Raw genomic sequence first — 18854 nt, forward strand, 5'->3', positions numbered from 1 at the left:
CTTCGATCACTGATAGAGGACCCTCCATGCGTAGCCTATGCCTAGCCCTGGCCGCGGCTGGCCTGTTTGCCAGCGCCGCCGCCACCGCCCAATCCACGATGCGTATCGGCCTGCAGGATGATCCTGATGTGCTCGACCCCGTCCGCGCGCGCACCTTTGTGGGCCGTATTGTGTTTGCGTCGCTATGCGACAAGCTGGTGGACATCTCGCCGGATCTGAAAATCGTGCCGCAACTGGCCGAGTCGTGGAAAACCAGCGACGATGGTTTGACGCTGACGTTCACACTGCGCGAAAACGCCTTTTATCACGACGGCGCACCCATCGACGCAGCCTCGGTCAAGGCGAATCTGGATCGTGCCATGACGCTGCCCGACAGCAACCGCAAGAGCGAGCTCATCTCGGTCGCCAGTGTGGACGCTCCCGATGCCCGCACCGTTGTATTGCATTTGAAAGAACGCGACGCATCCCTGCTGTCGCAGCTCTCTGACCGGGCCGGGATGATGCTGTCGCCGGCGACTTTCGACAAAGAGCCGGGTCGTAACCCAGTGTGCTCTGGTCCCTACAAGTTCAAGGAACGTGTCCAAAACGATCGTATCGTGCTGGATCGCTTTGACAAATATTGGGACAAGGATCACTACCATTTCGATCAAGTTATTTTCACCCCCATGCCCGACACCACGGTGCGCTTGAACAATCTGCGCGCCGGCGGCCTGGACATCATTGAACGGGTAGCGCCGAGTGACGCCGAGGCAGTGAAATCGGACTCGAATCTGCGATTGGCGCCTGTCACCGGCCTGGGCTACCAGGCTATCTCGGTCAACATCGCGAACGGCCCCCGTGCCGACAACCCGCTGGCCAAAGACAAGCGCGTACGCCAGGCGCTGGATCTGGCCATCGACCGCGACGTGATCAACCAGGTCGTAGGTGAAGGTATGTTCCAACCCGCTTATCAGCCCTTTCCGCCTGCCAGCTTTGCCTATGACAAAAGCATAGACCGCACGGGACGCGACCCGAAAAAGGCGCAAGAACTGCTCAAGCAAGCCGGCTACGATCGCGTCAAGTTCGAATTGACCTTTGGCAACAACACCACCATGCAGCAGGTGTTTGAGCTGGTACAGGCGATGGGATCCGAGGCCGGTTTTGATATTTCGCTAAAGCCCCTGGAATTCGCCTCCCTGCAATCGGCGCTGCCTCAAGGCGACTTTCAAGTCGGCCAAACGGGGTGGTCGGGCCGCGTCGACCCCAGCGGCAATATTTACCAGTACATCACGTGCAAGGGCACGTTGAACGATGGCAAATATTGCGACGCCGATATGGACAAGCTGATGAATGAAGCCCGCAGCGTTGCCGATGAGTCCAAACGCCGTGAGCTGTATTCGAAAGCCATGCGGAAAATGCAGGAAGACGATCCTCGCATCTATCTGTTCTATCTGCCCTGGATCTTTGGTACGCAAGCCAAGGTCCAAGGCTTTGTCCCCTACCCTGATGGCCTCATCCGCCTGAAGGACGTGACGGTGGCTGCAAAATGAGCATTGACTCCGGATATCGCATGTTCACCACGCGCCCCGAGATCCTGGGCACGTTTGGTGTAGTGACCTCGACGCACTGGCTGGCCAGCAGCGCTGGCATGGCGCTGCTGGAACGCGGCGGCAACGCGTTTGATGCAGCCGTGGCGTCCGGTTTTGTGCTGCAGGTCGTGGAACCGCACCTGGTAGGCCCGGCGGGTGAAGTGCCGGTGATTTTTCATTCGGTACGCACCGGCCGCACCGAGGTCCTGTGCGGCCAGGGCCCGACGCCGGCAGGCGCGACGCTGGAACACTACCAATCTCTCGGTCTGAACCTGATACCCGGCAATGGCTTGCTGCCTGCCGTCATCCCCGGCGCGTTCGACGCCTGGATGCTGATGCTGCGCGACCACGGCACATTGCGCGTGCGCGATGTGCTCGAGCCGGCGATCTATTACGCCGAGCAAGGCCACCCGTTGATGCCGCGCATCGCCAACACGATCGCGGGGCTCAAGGACTTCTTTACTGCGCACTGGCCCACCACCGCACAGGTCTACCTGCCTGGCGGCAACGTGCCTGAGGCTCGCAAGCTGTTTCGTAATCCCCGTCTGGCAGAGACCTGGCGCCGCGTATTGCGCGAGGCCGAAGCCGCCGGCAATGACCGCGAGCGTCAGATTGACGCGGCGCGGGATGCGTTTTATCGCGGCTTTGTGGCCGAGGCGATTGACCAATATGCCCGCCATAACGAAGTCATGGACGAGAGCGGCACGCCGCATCGTGGCGTCTTGACGGCCCAGGACATGGCCAGCTGGTCGGCGAGCTACGATACGCCGGCCACCTATGACTATCACGGCTATACCGTTGCGAAAGCAGGTGTATGGAGCCAAGGCCCCGTCCTCCTGCAAACCCTGGCATTGCTAAAAGGGCTGGACCTGCGGCAGGCAGGGCCGAATGGCGCGGAGTTCATTCATCACGTTACCGAGGCCATGAAGCTGGCGTTTGCCGACCGTGAGGCGTATTACGGCGACCCGTCTTTTGTCGATGTGCCCCTGGCGCATCTGCTGTCGGATGCCTATAACGACGAACGCCGTGCCTTGATTGGAGCCATGGCATCGCACGATCTGCAGCCGGGCCGCGTGCCCGGCTTCGAGGCGCAAGTGGACCGGGTCATGGACGTCTTGTCGCGCCTGTCAAAGGTCACACCCGTGGGCGCTCCGAGCAGCGAGCCCACGCTGGCCGACATGCGCGCCTCGGTCAAACGCGGCGATACCACCCATGTCGATGTGATCGACCGTTGGGGCAACATGGTATCGGCAACGCCATCAGGGGGATGGTTCCAATCATCGCCCGTGATCCCGGAGCTGGGGTTCCCGCTCAATACGCGCGCGCAGATGTTCTGGCTGGAACCCGGTCTGCCGGGCACACTGGCCCCCGGAAAACGGCCACGCACGACGCTGACGCCATCGCTGGCCCTGCGCGACGGCAAACCCTACATGGTGTTCGGCACACCTGGCGGAGATCAGCAAGAGCAGTGGCAATTGCTGCTATTCCTGCGCCATGTCCATCACGGATTGAATCTGCAGGAAGCCATCGACCAGCCCATGTCACACACGATGCACTTTCCGTCGTCGTTTTACCCGCGCGACCGCAAGCCAGGGCATCTGGCAGTGGAGACCTCGTTCGGCGCGGAGGTCATCGCTGATCTGCGCGCCCGCGGGCATGTCATCGAAGAGGAACCTGAGTGGTCCACGGGACGCTTGACGGCTGCGACCCGGGACGAGGATGGTTTGCTGCATGCAGCGGCGACGGCCAGGCTGATGCAGGCCTATGCCGTGGGGAGATAACCGCGCCAGCATAAGCCAACCAGATGACACCATAAGCCACACCCTATTCTCCCTCCCTGCCCCCGGCTTCTACCATCGAGTCCTCTTCAGTTGTCGTACCAAGGACTCAAAGCATGTACAGAATCGGTATAGACGTCGGGGGCACGTTCACCGACTTCACGCTGGTGAACAGCCAAAATGGCGAGGTCGCTTTTTTCAAGGTTCCCTCCACCCCCAGCGACCCATCGGAAGCCATCCATCAAGGCATTACCGGCCTCATGGACAAACACGGCCTGCAGCCGGATCAGATCGAACACATCGGCCATGGCACGACTGTCGCGACCAATCTCATCATCGAGCGCAAAATTGCCCCCTGCGGCCTGATTACGACCCGGGGATTTCGCGATGTATTGGAAATTGCCCGGCAGGTCCGGCCTCACCTGTACGACTATAGTGTGACGCGTCCCACCCCACTGGTGCGCCGCGCCTGGCGCCAGGAGGTGCCCGAACGCATCTCCCCGCAAGGCGAAGTCGTCGAGCCCCTGGACGAATCCGCTGTACGCGCGGCTGCCGAGGTATTGCGCGACGCTAGCGTACAGGCCGTCGCGATCTGTTTCCTGCATGCCTATCGCAATCCCGATCACGAACGCCGGGCGCGCGACATTGTGCGCGAGGTCTTGCCCGAAGCCTACATCAGCCTATCCAGCGACGTTTTACCCGAGTTCCGGGAATTCGAACGCCTGTCCACGACCACGCTCAATGCCTCGGTAGGACCACGCATGGAACGCTATCTGCAGCGCTTTCTGGAGCGTGTGGCCGATATCGGCATTCGTCATGAACCTCACACCATCCACTCCAATGGCGGCCTCATGTCGGTACAAACGGTGCGCCAGTTCCCCGTACGCACGTGTCTGTCAGGCCCCGCGGCTGGCGTCGTAGGAACGGCCGTACTCGGCCGCACCATAGGTTTCCCCAATGCCGTGACCTTTGACGTGGGCGGCACCAGCACCGATGTCTCGCTGATTCTGGAGGGACGTCCGGCGTTTACCTCCAGCCGCTCTGTGGCGGGTTATCCGGTCAAAACACCGATGGTGGACATCCATGTCATCGGCGCAGGCGGCGGCAGCATTGCCTGGATCGACGAGGCGGGATCGTTGAAAGTCGGCCCCCATAGCGCGGGCGCAGTCCCCGGCCCCGTCGGCTATGGCCGTGGAGGCACCGAGCCCACCATTACCGACGCCATGTTCACGTTGCAGCGCCTGAATCCAGTCAAACTGTTGAAAGGCCGGATGAACGTCGATGCAACCGCTGCACGCGAAGTGATCGCCCGCCGTATCGCAGAACCACTAGGTTTGAGCGCAGAGGCCGCAGCCGAGGGCATCATCCGTATTGCCAATGCCAATATGGCGCGTGCGATACGCTCGGTATCGACGGAGCGTGGCCATGAACTCTCGAAATTCGCCCTGTGCGCCTTTGGCGGCGCCGGTCCCCTGCACGCGCTCGACGTCGCGCGGGAATGCGGCATTCCTACCGTCATCATTCCCCAAGAGCCTGGCACATTGTGCGCGCGCGGCATTCTGCTGACGGATGTTTCCTTTGATTTTGTCGAAAGCGAAATCGCCGTCATTGAGCCTGAGGGCTGGCCACGCGTGCTCGCACGCCTGGACAGATTGCGCGAGGAAGCCAACCGCTGGCTCGAAGAAGAAGGCGTCGATGCCCCGAACCGCGATTACGAAGTCGTGATCGACGCGCGCTATGTCGGACAGAATTTTGAGGTCCAAGTAGCACTGCCCGCGCACGAAACGCCCTCTTTTGACGCATTCCACACAGGCTTTGGGCAAGCGCACCGGCGCGAGTATGGCTATGACGTGCCTGACCGCGCCATCGAGATCATCAACTGCCGTACCAAAGCCATTGGACGCGTGACCAAGGCCCCGCTGGCAAACATTGCCGAACGTGCGATTTCTCAACCGATTTCGCGCCGCCGCATCCATTTCGGCGAAGCCATCGGTTGGCGCGAGGCTGACGTCTACGATCGCGATCAACTGGGCGCCCATGCCAGTTTTGAAGGCCCGGTGGTTTTTGAAGAAATGAGTTCGACCACTGTTATCGCCCCCGGCCAATCGGCGCGCGTCGACGAATTCGGCAACATCGTGGTGCGGGTTTGAGCCTCGCCGCTGCTTCTAGGACATACTCATGACGACTCAAACGCCTGCTTTGCGAGACCCCATCGAAATGGAGGTCTTCATCAATCGCCTGCTCTCCATCACCGAGGACATGAACAATACGCTCGTGCGTTCGTCGTTCTCGACCAACATCAAAGAACGCAAAGACTGCTCTGTGGCACTGTTCGACGCCATGGGCAGGCTGGTGGCCCAAGGGACCCAAATCCCCTTGCATCTGGGCTCGCTCAACGGAGCCATGCAGGCAGTGCTGGATCAATATCCCGTTGCACAGATCAAACCGGGCGATGCATTTATCAGCAACGACCCCTACCTGGCCGGCGGCAGCCACCTGCCCGATATCAACATCGTCACCCCTGTTTTTCATGAGGGGCAGCTCGTATTCTTCACGGCCAACGTCGGCCATCATGCCGATGTGGGAGGATCAGTACCGGGCTCCATCGCAGGCGGCCTGCGCACGGTCTTCGAAGAGGGAATCCGCATTCCTGTGGTGCGTATCGCGCGCGACGGCGACATTCAGGAAGACCTGCTGCGGCTGATCTGCAGCAATACCCGCGATCCGGAAGAACGCTGGCTGGATCTGAAAGTCCAGGTCGCCACCAATCAGCGCGGTGCAGTAGCGGTGCAAGGTCTGCTCACGCAAATGGGGTTGGAGCGTGCATTGACTGCCGTAGAGGACCTGATTCAATACACCCGCTCGCGCCTGGAACGCCGCATTTCCGAGTTGAATCCAGGCACGTATTCCTTTGTGCACATGATGGACGATGACGGCCTGGGTGGAGGCGATCCGGTACCGTTGCAGGTCGCAGTCACGGTGTTGCAGGGCCGCCTGCGTTTCGATTTTTCAGGGTCGGGGGCTCAAGCACGCGGTGCGATGAACTTACCCGATAGTGCACTGAAGGCCTGCGTCTACTATGCCGTCAAAGCCTTGCTCGACCCCGAGCTTGCCGCGAACTCCGGGCTGTTCGAGCCGCTGGAAATCGTGGCGCCGCCAGGATCCATCGTCAATCCGCAGGCCCCGGCCGCTGTAGGCGCACGCTCTCTGACAGCACAAAAAGTCGCCGGTGCGATTTTCGGCGCATTCCGCGAGGCGCTGCCGCAGTCACGCATCATGGCTTCGGGCAACGACGTGTGCCCTGCGATCGTATTCTCTGGCCGTTTGGCCAGCCGTCCAGGAGACTTCGTCTATTTGGAGACCGTCGCCGGCGGGTCGGGCGCTCGCGACGACATGGACGGCATGGATGGCGTTCATGTCCACATGACCAACTCATCGAACCTGCCCGTGGAGGCCCTGGAAAACGAGTACCCCTTGCGCGTCGAACGCTATGCGCTGGTGTCCGACTCCGGCGGTGCGGGCCGTCAGCGGGGGGGAATGGCGGTAGCTCGCGAGATACGGGCGCTCGCTGATGGCATCGTTTTCTCGGCACGTTCAGATAACCACGTCGCGGGCCGTGCGAGCGGTGTACTGGGCGGCGGTGATGGCAGGCAGGCACGCCTGGTTTACAAACGTACCGACGGCAATGAGGAAATCATGTCCTCGAAAACCGCCGGCCTGCGTATGGCTCGTGGAGAAAGTGTGTGTCTTGAAACCTCTGGAGCTGGAGGTTTTGGCAATCCCAAAGACCGCGCGGTAACCGCATTGGCCGACGACCTGCACGATGAGCGCGTATCCGTAGCCGCAGCCCGGAAAATCTACGGCGATCTCGTGGATCGGGCGCTGGCATCGAAAGCCTGACCCATCCGTTGTCTCAGCCAGGCATGAGCGTCATCGTTCTGATAGCGCTCATGCCAATAAAGCGACACACTCAAAGGCGGCAGCGGCAAAGGCGCAGGCAATAATTCGATGCCTGCTGCTGCCTTTAACTGACTGGCCACGCTCAACGGCAAGGTGGCAATCATGTCGGTCTGCGCCACCACAAATGGCGTGGCCATATAGCTGCTCAACAGCACCGCCACGTTACGTTGCAAACCCATGGCACGCAATGCGGCATCGACCTGCGCATTGAAGTAGTTCGCATACCCCGACGCATTGATGTGCCCATATTGCAGATACGTGTCCAGATTCCAGGCACGAGCCAGTGCAGGATGCCCTTTACGCACGAGACAGGTGCAGGCCTCTTCGAACAGAAAGCGTGCCCGCAGGTTGTCGGGCGGATCGGGATAGTGGCCGATATAAAGCTCGACGTAGTTCTCTGCCAGCATCTCCAGCGCGCCGCCCAATTTCGGCGGCAAACACCGCAATCCGATACCTGGCCCTTCGCTTTGTACGGCGGACAATATCCTCGGGAAAACGGCCAACTGCAGATAATCACTGGCGCACAGCGTAAAGACGCGTTGTGTCGAGGCAGGGTCAAAGGTCATCTCGCGCGAGATGCTGCGACGCCATGCCTGCAGCAACGGCTGAAAATTGCGATGCAGCTCAAGCGCACGCGGCGTAGGGGTCCAACGATTGCCTTGGCGCTGCAGCAATGGATCGCCAAACAGATAGCGCAATCGACTCAACGCCGAACTCATCGCGGGTTGGCTGATGCCCAGCAACTCCCCGGCTTGAGACACGCTGCTGCACGTCATCAGTGCATCGAAATGCACCAGGAGATTCAAATCGGCGGCTTTCATAGCGTGCGCTTTATAGGCTTATAAGTTTCACCCTGTCGACGCTCTAGGGCATCGTCCCTACTATTTAAACATACTCCCCCAACGTAGGCGGGAGACATAAAACTCAGGGGAATTCATGTTATCCGTCAAGAAAACTTTTGCCTGTTTCCTGCTTTGTTCTGTCTCGGCGCTGTGCGCCATCCCGGCCGCCAATGCAGAGGATGCCTGGCCCGGCGGCAAACCAGTACAGCTCATTGTGCCCTACGCCAACGGGGGATCCACCGATCTGGTCGCGCGACAGCTGGCCGATGCCGTCAGCAAGAAAACCGGCGGACACATCATCGTGGAGAACCGCGCCGGTGCTTCTGGTGTAATCGGAACGTCGTACGTAAATCGCCAGCCCGCAGATGGCTACACCCTATTGCTGGGCACCGTCACCAGCCACGCGATTGCGCCCAGCGTCACCGCCAATCTCCCCTACGACATCGTCAAGGGCTTCACACCGATCACGACAATAGGCACCATTCCTGATGTCATCGTGGTTAACCCTCAATTGGGAGTGAACACGCTGAATGACTTCATCAAGCTGGCCAAATCCCAGCCGGAACAAGTCTCTTACGCGTCGGCCGGCACCGGATCGTCCAGCCACCTGGGTGGCGCCTATTTCGCGGCCGAGGCCGGACTGAAGATGAATCACATCTCCTATCGCGGATCGGGACCTGCATTGATTGACGTACTGGGCGGACACGTCGACATGATGCTCGACGTCGTCATGACTTCGTTGGAGCCTGTCAAAGCCGGCCGCCTGAAGGCCTTGGCAGTGACATCGAAGGAACGATCACCATTGCTGCCCGATGTACCGACGGTACAAGAGGCCGGGATTCCCGGCTTTGAAGCCATCATATGGTTTGCGCTATTCGCCCCTGCCAACATGGACCCTGAGCTGCAGGCCCGTATTGCGAACGCTTTTGACGAAACCATCCAAGAGCCCCAGATGAAGGAACTGTTGCTGCGCCAGGGCATCACGGCCTCGGGAACAGGCCCGGCAGCCCTGGCCGAGACCGTTCGTGCGGACACAGCCAAATGGCGCGACATCGCGAAAAAGGCAGGCGTAGAACCGCAGTAACTGATGGCGTTGAGCGAAATGGTTTCCATGCCACCAACTGCGGCCAGCCGAAAGCTGTGAGTCGGCTCAAGCAACAGGCCGGACAGGAAAACGCCTTACTGAACCAGCGGCGGGAGCAGACTGCCCTCCATCACTACCACAGCCTGCCCCGCAACATGCGCCCATATACCATCAGGGCGGTGCTCGGCGCGCGCGAGCAATAAACTCGCGCGCCCCATATCCACCCCTTGCCCTACGCGCAATCGCAACGTCCCATCGCCGCGCAATGACGCTCGCAATGCCGTTGCCGCGACGGTCGCGCTGCCCGTAGCGGGGTCTTCCGTCATGCGGCCCGTGAACATACGCGCCTGTATGTCAGTGGGGCTATCAACCGTGTCCGAAGCAGTATCCGTGGTGTAGGCATAGATCGACTTGGCGCCATCCAAAGGCAACAAGGCCGCATACTCGTTCGCATCCGGCACAATGCGGCGCAACGCATCGCGGCTGGCAAGCTGAGCGATCAAAAAAGGCGCTCCCACCGATGCCACTTGAGGAACGTGCTCGGACACCTCGATATCTGAGACACTCAACCTCAACGCACGTGCCACAGATTCGACCGGCACCTCGCTGCCCAGCGATAAAGGTTGCGGCGCCAACAGCTCGGCACCATCAATGCCCTGCTCGCTGCGTGCGAGCGAAATCCGCACCAGCCCTGCGATTTCCTCAAACACGAATTCGTCCGGCACAACACGGCCGGCGATAGCCAGCTCGCGAGCCAGGACCACCGCTGTGCCAATGTTCGGATGCCCGGCAAATGGCATTTCTCTATCAGGCGTGAAAATCCTGACCCAAGCCGTATTCGCAGGATCCTTTGGCGGCAGGACAAAGCTGGTTTCTGAATAATTGAATTCCCGAGCAATGATCTGCATTTGCTCGGTACTCAACCCCTCGGCATCCAACACCACTGCCAAAGGATTGCCGCAATAGGCCTGGCTGGTAAAAACATCGGCGGTAACGTAACGGTAGCGCATGCAATTTCTCGTCTGATTGATGCGAGACAGTATATGGGAGCGGGTTACGCCGAGACAGACACAGAACTGACTGATTTACACCATAACAGCAACAACGTACCGCGGGTATCAAACACCACGCGATCAGACAGATGGCGTCGCAACGTCAGCCAACACCCCCTACCTCGCCGTCACATAATCCGGATACCGTGCGCAGATATCCTCGATCTGACTCAACGTGCCTGACAGGTGCTCCCGCAGTGCCGCCTGCGCGCCATTGACATCCTGTTGGGCAATAGCGTCCAGTATGCGTTGATGATCGCGCAGGATGCGGTCGGCTTTACCAGCCTCGGGCAGATGCAGGCGGCGCAGGCGATCGACGTGGCCGCTGTAGCGTTGCTCCAGTTCCCACAATGCTCCGACTCCGGCGGCCACGTGCATGTCCTGATGAAACGCCTGGTCCGCGGCCATGAAAGCGGGATATCGTTCAGCGACACGATTGGCATGCTGGGCGTCGATGTGTGCCTGCAGTTGCTCGACCAATGCCGGATCCTCGCGGGTAGCGAGGACACGCACAATTTCCAACTCGAGAGACAGCCGTAAAAAATGAGCCTGGCGGGCGGCGGCAATGTCGATACGGCTGACGGCGGTGGTGTGTTGCGGATAAATATCCACCAGCCCTTCGTCGCGCAATTGGCTGAGCGCGTCGCGAATCGGCGTCTGGCTCAGCCCGAATGCCTCTGCCAGCTCCACGCGTGCGAGTGGCGCGCCGGGCTTTAACTCCATCGACACAATGAGTTCGCGCAGCTTTTCGAACACCTGCGGCGCCGCATGGCGGGAACGGTCCAGGCGCAGGTCGACGGGCAGCGTTGACGATTGGGTCATAGGCGAGAAAAGAGAAAGATGGCCGGATTGTACCGGGCTGGAGATTCATTGACGCACTAATATATTAGTGTTTTAATCGCCCAAACAGCAAGGGAGACCCTATTCATGACCCGCTCTTACGAAGACCTGCGCAGTGCACGCTGGATGGCGCACGATGATCTGCGCTCGTTTGGCCACCGCTCGCGCATGATGCAGATGGGCTATGGCCCGCAGGATTGGGCCGGTCGCCCGATCATCGCCATCATCAATACCTGGTCCGATCTCAACCCCTGTCACAGCCATTTCAAGCAGCGCGTCGACGACGTCAAGCGCGGCATTTTTCAGGCGGGTGGTTTCCCGGTCGAACTGCCGGCGATTTCCGTATCGGAATCGTTCGTCAAGCCGACCACCATGCTGTATCGCAATTTCTTGGCGATGGAAACCGAGGAACTGCTGCGCAGCCACCCGGTAGACGGCGCCGTGCTGATGGGCGGCTGTGATAAATCCACCCCCGGCCTGCTGATGGGCGCCTTCAGCGCCAACCTGCCCTGTGTCTATCTGCCTGCCGGCCCGATGCTGCGCGGCAACTGGAAAGGCAAGGTCCTGGGCTCCGGCTCCGATGCCTGGAAACTGTGGGACGAACGCCGTGCCGGCAACATCACCAAAGAGGACTGGACCGAGGTCGAGGGCGGCATCGCGCGCAGCTACGGTACCTGCATGACCATGGGCACGGCCAGCACCATGACGGCGATTGCCGAATCGATTGGCATGACACTGGCGGGCGCCTCGTCGATCCCCGCCGCCGACGTGAACCACATGCGCATGTCGGCCGAGTGCGGCCGCCGCGTGGTGGAAATGGTGTGGGAAGACCAGACTCCGCAGAAAATCCTGTCGGTGGCGTCGTTCAAGAACGCCATCAACGTGGCCATGGCCATGGGCTGCTCGACCAACGCGATCGTGCACTTGGTCGCCATGTCGCGCCGTGCAGGCTGCGCAGTGGGTTTGGATGATTTTGACGCCGCCAGCCGCAAGGTCCCGGTGATCGCCAACATCCGTCCCAGCGGCGACAAATATTTAATGGAAGACTTCTACTACGCAGGCGGCCTGCCCGGCCTGATGACGCGGTTGGCGAAAGACCACCTGGATCTGTCCGCGATGACAGTCTCTGGGCGTACGCTCGGTGAAAACCTGGAGGGCGCTGGCGTCTATAACGACGACGTGATTCGCCCGCTGGATAACGCCATCTATGATGAAGGCGCGCTTGCCGTCCTCAAAGGCAACCTGGCCCCCGACGGCTGCGTGATCAAGCCCAGCGCCTGCGCCCCGCAATTCCTGCAGCACACGGGCCCGGCCCTGGTGTTCGACGACTATCCCAGCATGAAGGCCGCCGTGGATGACGAGAATCTGGACGTCACCGCCGACCACATCATGATCCTGCGCAACGCCGGCCCGCAAGGCGGCCCGGGCATGCCGGAATGGGGCATGCTGCCGATCCCGACCAAGCTCGTAAAACAGGGCGTACGCGACATGCTGCGTCTGTCCGATGCCCGCATGAGCGGCACCAGCTATGGCGCGTGTATTTTGCATGCAGCGCCGGAATCCTACATCGGCGGTCCGCTGGCCCTGGTGCGCACGGGCGACCTGATCACGGTGGACGTGCCGAACCGCACGATTCATTTGAACATCAGCGATGAGGAAATGGCAGCCCGCCGTACAGCCTGGACACCCCCGCCCAAGCGCTACGAACGAGGCTACGGCTGGATGTATTCCAAGCACATCCTGCAAGCCAACGACGGCTGCGATTTTGATTTCCTGGAAACGAGCTTTGGCGAACCGGTGCCCGAGCCCAGCATTTTCTGATTGTGCCTGCCCCTGCTGTTGAGGCCCGTTGCCTCCATCGTAACGACCTCACAGCTCTCGTGCCCGACTTTATAAGTCTGACCTGATAACTCTAGAGACAGCAATGACCACCCTATCCGATACCACCCGCAGCATCCTGCAGGGCGTCAGCACCGCCACCTTGTGCACCGCGCTTTTCAAGCGTGGTCTGCGCAATCAGTTCATCCAGGACGTGCATCCGTTGAACCCCAAACTGCCCAACATGGTCGGCCCGGCCTTTACGCTGCGCTACATCCCCGCACGCGAAGACCTGAACACCATCAAAGTGTTTGAAGACCGCGGCCATCCGCAACGCGTGGCCGTGGAAACCTGCCCCGAGGGCTCGGTGATGGTGATCGATAGCCGTAAAGACGCGCGCGCCGCCTCGGCAGGCTCTATCCTCGTGACGCGCCTGATGAAACGCGGCGTAGCGGGTGTCGTGACCGATGGCGGTTTCCGCGACTCGCCCGAGATCGCCAATCTGGATATCCCGGCCTATCACAACCGTCCTTCAGCCCCGACGAACCTGACGCTGCACCAAGCCCTGGATATCAATGCGCCGATCGGCTGCGGCGACGTGGCCGTGTTCCCTGGCGACATCGTGGTCGGTGACGGCGAAGGCGTGGTCATCATCCCAGCGGACATCGCCGACGACATCGCTCGGGAAGCCCATGAAATGACGGCGTTCGAAGACTTCGTCACCAGCGAAGTCCAGGGCGGCCGCAGCATCCTGGGCCTGTACCCGCCCACCGATCCGCAAACCCGCGAACAATTCGCCGCCTGGCGTACGAAAAACGGGCGTTAAAGCCCGTCGCCGGTCTGCTGGTTGTCGAGATTGCGATGACAGCCAGCAGGCCTTGCAAGACCCCTCAATGTCCTGCCAGCAGCAACAACAACAATAAAAGCCTCACGCCATGCCTGTCCCGTATTTCCATGGGACCCGGCACAGGCAGCGACAAGCAGCAGCATTGACCTAGCAAGCACGCAGTTTCCACGCCGAACGCTCGGCCAGTGCCGATCATCCCACTCGACGGCACGCACACTTGACCAATAAAACCATTACGGAGACAACGATGAACCTCACCCGACGCCGTCATCTAGTGTTAACACTGGCCGCGGCCGCCCTGGCCACTTGCGGTCTGCCCGCGCAAGCCGCGGACTGGCCGACCGAGAAACCGATTTCGTATGTCGTGCCCTTTACCGTCGGCGGTTCCACCGATGTCGTGGGCCGCCTGTTGGCACAGAAACTCGCCGAGCGCTTGAAACAGAACGTGATCGTGGAAAACAAACCCGGTGCGGCAGGCGGTATCGGCGCGAGCTACGTCGCCAAGGCCACGCCCGACGGCTACACCTTGTTTGGCGGCACCATCAGCACGCACGCCATCAATGCCAGCCTGTACAAAAACCTGCGCTACGACCCGGTCAAAGACTTCGAGCCGGTATCGCTGGTCGCCACGTTGCCCAACGTGTTGCTGGTGGATCCCAACCTGGGCGTGAATTCTGTCGCAGATTTGATCGCGCTGCTCAAACGCGATCCGACCAAGCGTACCTTTGCCTCGTCCGGACAGGGCACGTCGACTCATTTGGCGGGTGAACTGTTCGCAGACACGATTGGTGTGCCGCTCACCCACGTGCCCTATAAAGGCACTCCGCCTGCCATGGTGGATGTGTCCGCAGGCGCGGTGACGTTCATGTTCGACCAGATGACGGCCGCCCTGCCCTTGCTGCAGAACGGCAAACTCAAACTGCTGGCGGTGACCACGCCAAAACGCATCGCGCTGGCCCCGGATACGCCCACCATGGAAGAAGCCGGGGTGAAAGGATTCCAGATGGCGTCATGGCAAGCGGTGTACGCCCCCAAAGGCACGCCCAAGCCCATCGTTGACCGCCTGTCCCAGGAAATCGCCGCCATTCTGAAAGAACCCGACGTCCAGGAAAAACTGGGTAAAACCATGGGGATGGAACTGGTCGGCAGCAGCCCGGAACAACTGCGCGATCTGATGGCGACGGAAATCCCGCGCTGGGCGGAGGTCGTCAAAAAATCAGGTGCCAGTGTCGATTAACGCGACGCTCACGCCCTGCCCTCAAGACGCGGCCCTGGCCCCCGGGGAATACATCCGGGTGTTACAGGCCGCCAGCCCACCCCTCTCGGCCCTGCCAGCGGCAATTGGATAAAAAAAGTCACGCAGTTTGTCGATCTGGATGTCTATCATTCGTCGTAGGGATAGAACCCTGCCAACCCGGCAGGGGCACCTTTCAGGAGCCTGCCATGGCCACTGTCAAACCCATTCCCGAAGGCATGCATACCGTGACCCCTCACCTGATTTGCGAGGGGGCAGCCGAAGCCATCGCTTTCTATGTCAAGGCTTTCAATGCGGTCGAGCTGGCCCGCCTGCCGGGCCCGGACGGCAGGATCATGCACGCGATGGTGCAAATCGGAGACTCCAAAATCATGCTGGCCGACGCGTTTTCCGAATGCGGCGCCATGAGCCCCAAAGGGCTGCAGGACTCGCCGGTGTATCTGCATATCTATGTCGAAGACGTCGATGCCGCCATGGCGCAAGCCGAAGCCGCCGGCGCAAAGGTCACCATGCCGGCGACGGATATGTTCTGGGGGGATCGCTATGGGCAGCTCACCGATCCCATCGGACATCGCTGGTCGATTGCGACGCATAAACAGGATCTGACCCCTGAACAGATCCAGGAGGCAATGCGCGCGGCGTTTTCTGAAATGAGCAAGAATCAGAGCGCGGCCTGATCCAATCGGGTCCTGCGCAGCGGGTCCCGAACTTGACCGGATGCCAGCCGTTGCGCTTCGCACCATGTTGCCTATCCCGTTGCAACGAACGATGCTCGGGGATTGTGGTGCGATGCACGCGCCGCTTCTATAAGCCGCCCGGCACAAAGGGGAAATACTGTACGTCCCCTTTGTGCGCAATGATGGCCGTGGCCTCGGGGACTTCTTGCCAGACGCCGGGCAGTTCGGTCAACGGCTCGGACAACAGCATATAGGTGTCGTCTCCGAGTGCAGCAATGCGAGGCTCGTCGGGATACAGCTGTTTCAAATGGCGCACGTCGTTGTTATGAAACAGCGTACGCGAGTTGGCCTCGCTCGAATATCGCACTGCAATCAGGCGCTCACCATCCAGCGCGCAGATGGTCATATTCAACGGATGCGCCACGCCGTGCCGGTGGCCGGCGTCTTCCACCGCGGCGGCCATCCGTTCCAACGCAGGCAGGGGGTCTTTTTCCAGACCGAAGGTCAACGCCAACAAGAACATGACCTCCGAATCCGTCGACCCCTCCAGTGAGAGAAAGTAGCGCGGATCCACCTGCATCAGCAGCTCGCGCCGCAGCACGGGATAATCCCTGATCGACCCATTGTGCACAAACAACCAGCGGTCATGGCGAAACGGATGGCAGTTGGTTTCCTGGGCAGGCGTATCCGTTGCCGCACGAATGTGGGCGACAAATAACGGCGCCCTGATCGCGCGCGCGGCCTCTCGCAGATTGCGATCGTTCCAGGCGGGATGAATACTGCGATAGCGAAATGGCGCCTCATCGGGATCGGGGCCATACCAGCCCACGCCAAAACCATCCCCATTCGTCGTGGTCGCCCCCAGACGCGAATGCAGGCTCTGATCGATCAGCGAATGCTGCGCTTTGAAAATCACCAGATCCAGCTGCAAGGGATCACCGGAATAAGCCATCCAGCGGCACATAGCCATGCTCCTGCGGGTTGCTCGAGTGGGAGTTATAGCAGCAAACCGGTTCAGTCCTGTGGCAAGAACTCAGGATTCCAGACGACTTCCCAAAGATGGCCATCCGGGTCTTGAAAATACCCCGCGTATCCGCCCCAGAATGTGTCGCCTGCGACTTTAACGATCTGAGCGCCCGCCTCGCGGGCCTGCTGCATGACCTGATCGACTTCGGCCTTGTCGGCAACGTTATGGGCCAACGAAAACTCTGTGGCGCTGCGAGGGCCCTGTGGCACCTGCGTATCGTGCGCCAGGCTGGCACGAGGCCATAGCGCCAGCTTCAGACCCGGTTGCATGTCAAAAAACGCGACGGCGCCGTATTCGAATTCCGTGCCGATAATACCCGGCGTCTCGAGCCCCAGACCATCGCGATAAAACTGTATCGCACGATCCAGATCGTCCACACCCAAAGTGATAAAACTCACGCGAGGTTTCATTCGTACTCCTGAAGTATGCCGGCCGGTACAACGCGGCAACGCGCATCGATCGATGCAAGGGACTCTCCGTCACGCCAGCGCGTTGCCCCTGCCGGAGAGCATTAGCTCATGCCCTCCTATTTAATCACTCCTTCAGCTCAGAGGAGTAACATCAGACGCGTTTCCTTTCCTCACTCGGAGCCCTCTCTTGAAATACCGCAAACTTGGCCGCACCGATACCGAAGTCAGTCTGATTGGCCTGGGCACGATGACTTGGGGCGAGCAAAACAGCGAAGCCGAAGCCCATGAACAGCTGGATTACGCACTATCGCGCGGCGTCAATCTCGTCGACACCGCCGAGATGTATCCCGTGCCGCCCAAGCCCGAAACCCAAGGCCGCACTGAAACCTATATCGGCACCTGGCTGGCCAAAACGAAACGCCGTCAGGACATTGTGCTGGCCAGCAAGGCGGCAGGCCCGGTCCGCGACCCGAAACGCCCCGGACACATCCGCAACGGCAAGACCAACCTGGATCGCAAGAACCTGACCGAGGCCCTGGACGCCAGCCTGAAACGCCTGCAGACGGACTATCTGGATCTGTATCAACTGCACTGGCCAGATCGCACCACAGCCACGTTCGGACGCGACTATCCGTGGATCGACGACGATTACACCGTGCCGGTTCAAGAAACACTGGAAGTCCTGCAGGACTTCGTACGCGCGGGCAAAGTCCGCCACATCGGTGTATCGAACGAAACGCCATGGGGCGTCGCACAGTTTCTAAAGCATTCTGAAAACCAGGGTCTGCCTCGCATCGCCACGATTCAGAACCCATACAGTCTGCTCAATCGCGTCTACGAAACCGGCTTGTCCGAATTCAGTCATCTGGAACAAGTGAGCCTGCTGGCCTATTCACCGTTAGCGATGGGTGTGCTCTCGGGCAAATACCTGAATGGCGCACGCCCCGAAGGCGCCCGACTCACGCTGTTCACGCGTTTTACGCGCTACAGCAATCCGCAGACCGACGCAGCGACCGAACAATACGTGAAGCTGGCGCGTGATCACGGCCTGTCGCCCACGCATCTGGCGCTGGCCTGGGTGAACCAGCAACGCTCTGTCGCCAGCAACCTGATCGGTGCGACAACGCTGGAACAGCTCAAGGAAAACATCGACAGCGTCGATGTGACGCTGTCCGACGATATCCTCAAAGCCATCGACGCGATTCACACGCAGCATCCTAATCCTGCGCCGTAAATCGATCGGGGGGCAAAGAGGAAGATTTTGCGGTGTTCCGATTCGTGTGTGCCCTGACACACGCGAATCGCGATGGGTCCGGGCATGCGACGGGGTGGCGTGGTGCTTGGTTGGAAGATCTGCTTGGCTAGAGTTGATGCATGCGATGATGGTGCGTAGCTCATCTCTAGGGATAACGAAATCGTAGCTCGAGAGATCTTCTGTTTATCTCCGATGCCAAAGCCTTCGCATGCAGATCCCAAACGCTATTCATTGGCGCGCCCGTAGGCGTCAATGAATAGCAACCCTGCAAGATCTTCATCCTTGCAAAAACCAGTTCCTACGAAGCCTAAGAAAACCACCCGTGCAAGCGGCGAGGGAATCAGAGATGCTGCGAGTCGATGCGGGGCAGTGACCGTGTTGGCGCGCCTCGTGGCTGAGCGAGTGGAGGTCGTAGGGAGGCCCGAAGGGGCCGTACGAGAC

The 18854-nt window shown here is 60.2% G+C and carries 15 protein-coding genes; 10 read left to right on the plus strand and 5 right to left on the minus strand.

The features are described from left to right. Nucleotides 1-26: 26 nt before the first annotated feature. The 4 genes from ACNA0J_RS26910 to ACNA0J_RS26925 all read left to right on the plus strand — a co-directional run bounded on the left by ACNA0J_RS26910 (nucleotide 27) and on the right by ACNA0J_RS26925 (nucleotide 7246). A complete protein-coding gene (locus tag ACNA0J_RS26910; protein ID WP_415821957.1) occupies nucleotides 27-1529 on the plus strand; it encodes an ABC transporter substrate-binding protein in 1503 nt (500 codons plus the stop codon). A gap of 20 nt (nucleotides 1530-1549) precedes the next feature. Continuing rightward, nucleotides 1550-3349, plus strand: coding sequence for a gamma-glutamyltransferase family protein (locus ACNA0J_RS26915; protein WP_415821984.1), 1800 nt, complete (start codon nucleotides 1550-1552; stop codon nucleotides 3347-3349). A gap of 113 nt (nucleotides 3350-3462) precedes the next feature. Next, the gene (locus ACNA0J_RS26920) at nucleotides 3463-5496 is read left to right on the plus strand and encodes a hydantoinase/oxoprolinase family protein (RefSeq protein WP_415821958.1); all 2034 of its coding nucleotides are present in this window, start codon (nucleotides 3463-3465) and stop codon (nucleotides 5494-5496) included. 28 nt (nucleotides 5497-5524) lie between these two features. After that, nucleotides 5525-7246 carry a hydantoinase B/oxoprolinase family protein gene (locus tag ACNA0J_RS26925; protein ID WP_415821959.1) on the plus strand — a complete coding sequence of 574 codons (1722 nt, stop codon included), beginning with the start codon at nucleotides 5525-5527 and terminating at the stop codon, nucleotides 7244-7246. On the opposite strand, the gene ACNA0J_RS26930 is transcribed toward ACNA0J_RS26925, so the two are convergent. Beyond that, the gene (locus ACNA0J_RS26930) at nucleotides 7204-8127 is read right to left on the minus strand and encodes a LysR family transcriptional regulator (protein ID WP_415821960.1); all 924 of its coding nucleotides are present in this window, start codon (nucleotides 8125-8127) and stop codon (nucleotides 7204-7206) included. The two genes, ACNA0J_RS26925 and ACNA0J_RS26930, sit on opposite strands and share 43 nt — an antisense overlap. A gap of 115 nt (nucleotides 8128-8242) precedes the next feature. Between ACNA0J_RS26930 and ACNA0J_RS26935 the strand changes: the two genes are divergently transcribed. Then, nucleotides 8243-9232 carry a Bug family tripartite tricarboxylate transporter substrate binding protein gene (locus ACNA0J_RS26935; RefSeq protein ID WP_415821961.1) on the plus strand — a complete coding sequence of 330 codons (990 nt, stop codon included), beginning with the start codon at nucleotides 8243-8245 and terminating at the stop codon, nucleotides 9230-9232. A 95-nt stretch (nucleotides 9233-9327) separates the two neighbouring features. Here the strand turns inward: ACNA0J_RS26935 and ACNA0J_RS26940 are convergent, their stop codons facing one another. Then, a complete protein-coding gene (locus ACNA0J_RS26940; protein WP_415821962.1) occupies nucleotides 9328-10242 on the minus strand; it encodes a PhzF family phenazine biosynthesis protein in 915 nt (304 codons plus the stop codon). A 159-nt stretch (nucleotides 10243-10401) separates the two neighbouring features. After that, nucleotides 10402-11106: a GntR family transcriptional regulator gene (locus ACNA0J_RS26945; RefSeq protein ID WP_415821964.1), complete on the minus strand. Its 705-nt coding sequence runs from the start codon at nucleotides 11104-11106 to the stop codon at nucleotides 10402-10404. A 105-nt stretch (nucleotides 11107-11211) separates the two neighbouring features. Here ACNA0J_RS26945 and araD point away from each other — a divergent pair, with 105 nt between their 5' ends. The 4 genes from araD to ACNA0J_RS26965 all read left to right on the plus strand — a co-directional run bounded on the left by araD (nucleotide 11212) and on the right by ACNA0J_RS26965 (nucleotide 15721). Continuing rightward, on the plus strand, nucleotides 11212-12945 hold the full coding sequence (gene araD / locus ACNA0J_RS26950) for an L-arabinonate dehydratase (RefSeq protein WP_415821966.1): 1734 nt from the start codon (nucleotides 11212-11214) through the stop codon (nucleotides 12943-12945). A gap of 103 nt (nucleotides 12946-13048) precedes the next feature. After that, nucleotides 13049-13768: a ribonuclease activity regulator RraA gene (locus ACNA0J_RS26955; protein ID WP_415821967.1), complete on the plus strand. Its 720-nt coding sequence runs from the start codon at nucleotides 13049-13051 to the stop codon at nucleotides 13766-13768. A 268-nt stretch (nucleotides 13769-14036) separates the two neighbouring features. Then, on the plus strand, nucleotides 14037-15026 hold the full coding sequence (locus tag ACNA0J_RS26960; protein WP_415821969.1) for a Bug family tripartite tricarboxylate transporter substrate binding protein: 990 nt from the start codon (nucleotides 14037-14039) through the stop codon (nucleotides 15024-15026). Nucleotides 15027-15232: 206 nt separating this feature from the next. Then, nucleotides 15233-15721, plus strand: coding sequence for a VOC family protein (locus tag ACNA0J_RS26965; protein WP_415821971.1), 489 nt, complete (start codon nucleotides 15233-15235; stop codon nucleotides 15719-15721). A 127-nt stretch (nucleotides 15722-15848) separates the two neighbouring features. Here ACNA0J_RS26965 and ACNA0J_RS26970 read toward each other — a convergent pair whose 3' ends face one another. Both ACNA0J_RS26970 and ACNA0J_RS26975 read right to left on the minus strand, forming a co-directional pair. Beyond that, the gene (locus ACNA0J_RS26970) at nucleotides 15849-16685 is read right to left on the minus strand and encodes a class II glutamine amidotransferase (protein ID WP_415821972.1); all 837 of its coding nucleotides are present in this window, start codon (nucleotides 16683-16685) and stop codon (nucleotides 15849-15851) included. Nucleotides 16686-16735: 50 nt separating this feature from the next. Beyond that, nucleotides 16736-17158, minus strand: a complete 423-nt coding sequence (locus ACNA0J_RS26975) for a VOC family protein (RefSeq protein ID WP_415821974.1) — start codon at nucleotides 17156-17158, stop codon at nucleotides 16736-16738. 187 nt (nucleotides 17159-17345) lie between these two features. Here ACNA0J_RS26975 and ACNA0J_RS26980 point away from each other — a divergent pair, with 187 nt between their 5' ends. Then, nucleotides 17346-18392 carry an NADP(H)-dependent aldo-keto reductase gene (locus tag ACNA0J_RS26980; RefSeq protein WP_415821976.1) on the plus strand — a complete coding sequence of 349 codons (1047 nt, stop codon included), beginning with the start codon at nucleotides 17346-17348 and terminating at the stop codon, nucleotides 18390-18392. Nucleotides 18393-18854 lie beyond the last annotated feature (462 nt).

This window comes from Bordetella tumbae (assembly GCF_965139195.1).
Lineage (GTDB): Bacteria > Pseudomonadota > Gammaproteobacteria > Burkholderiales > Burkholderiaceae_B > Bordetella_A > Bordetella_A tumbae.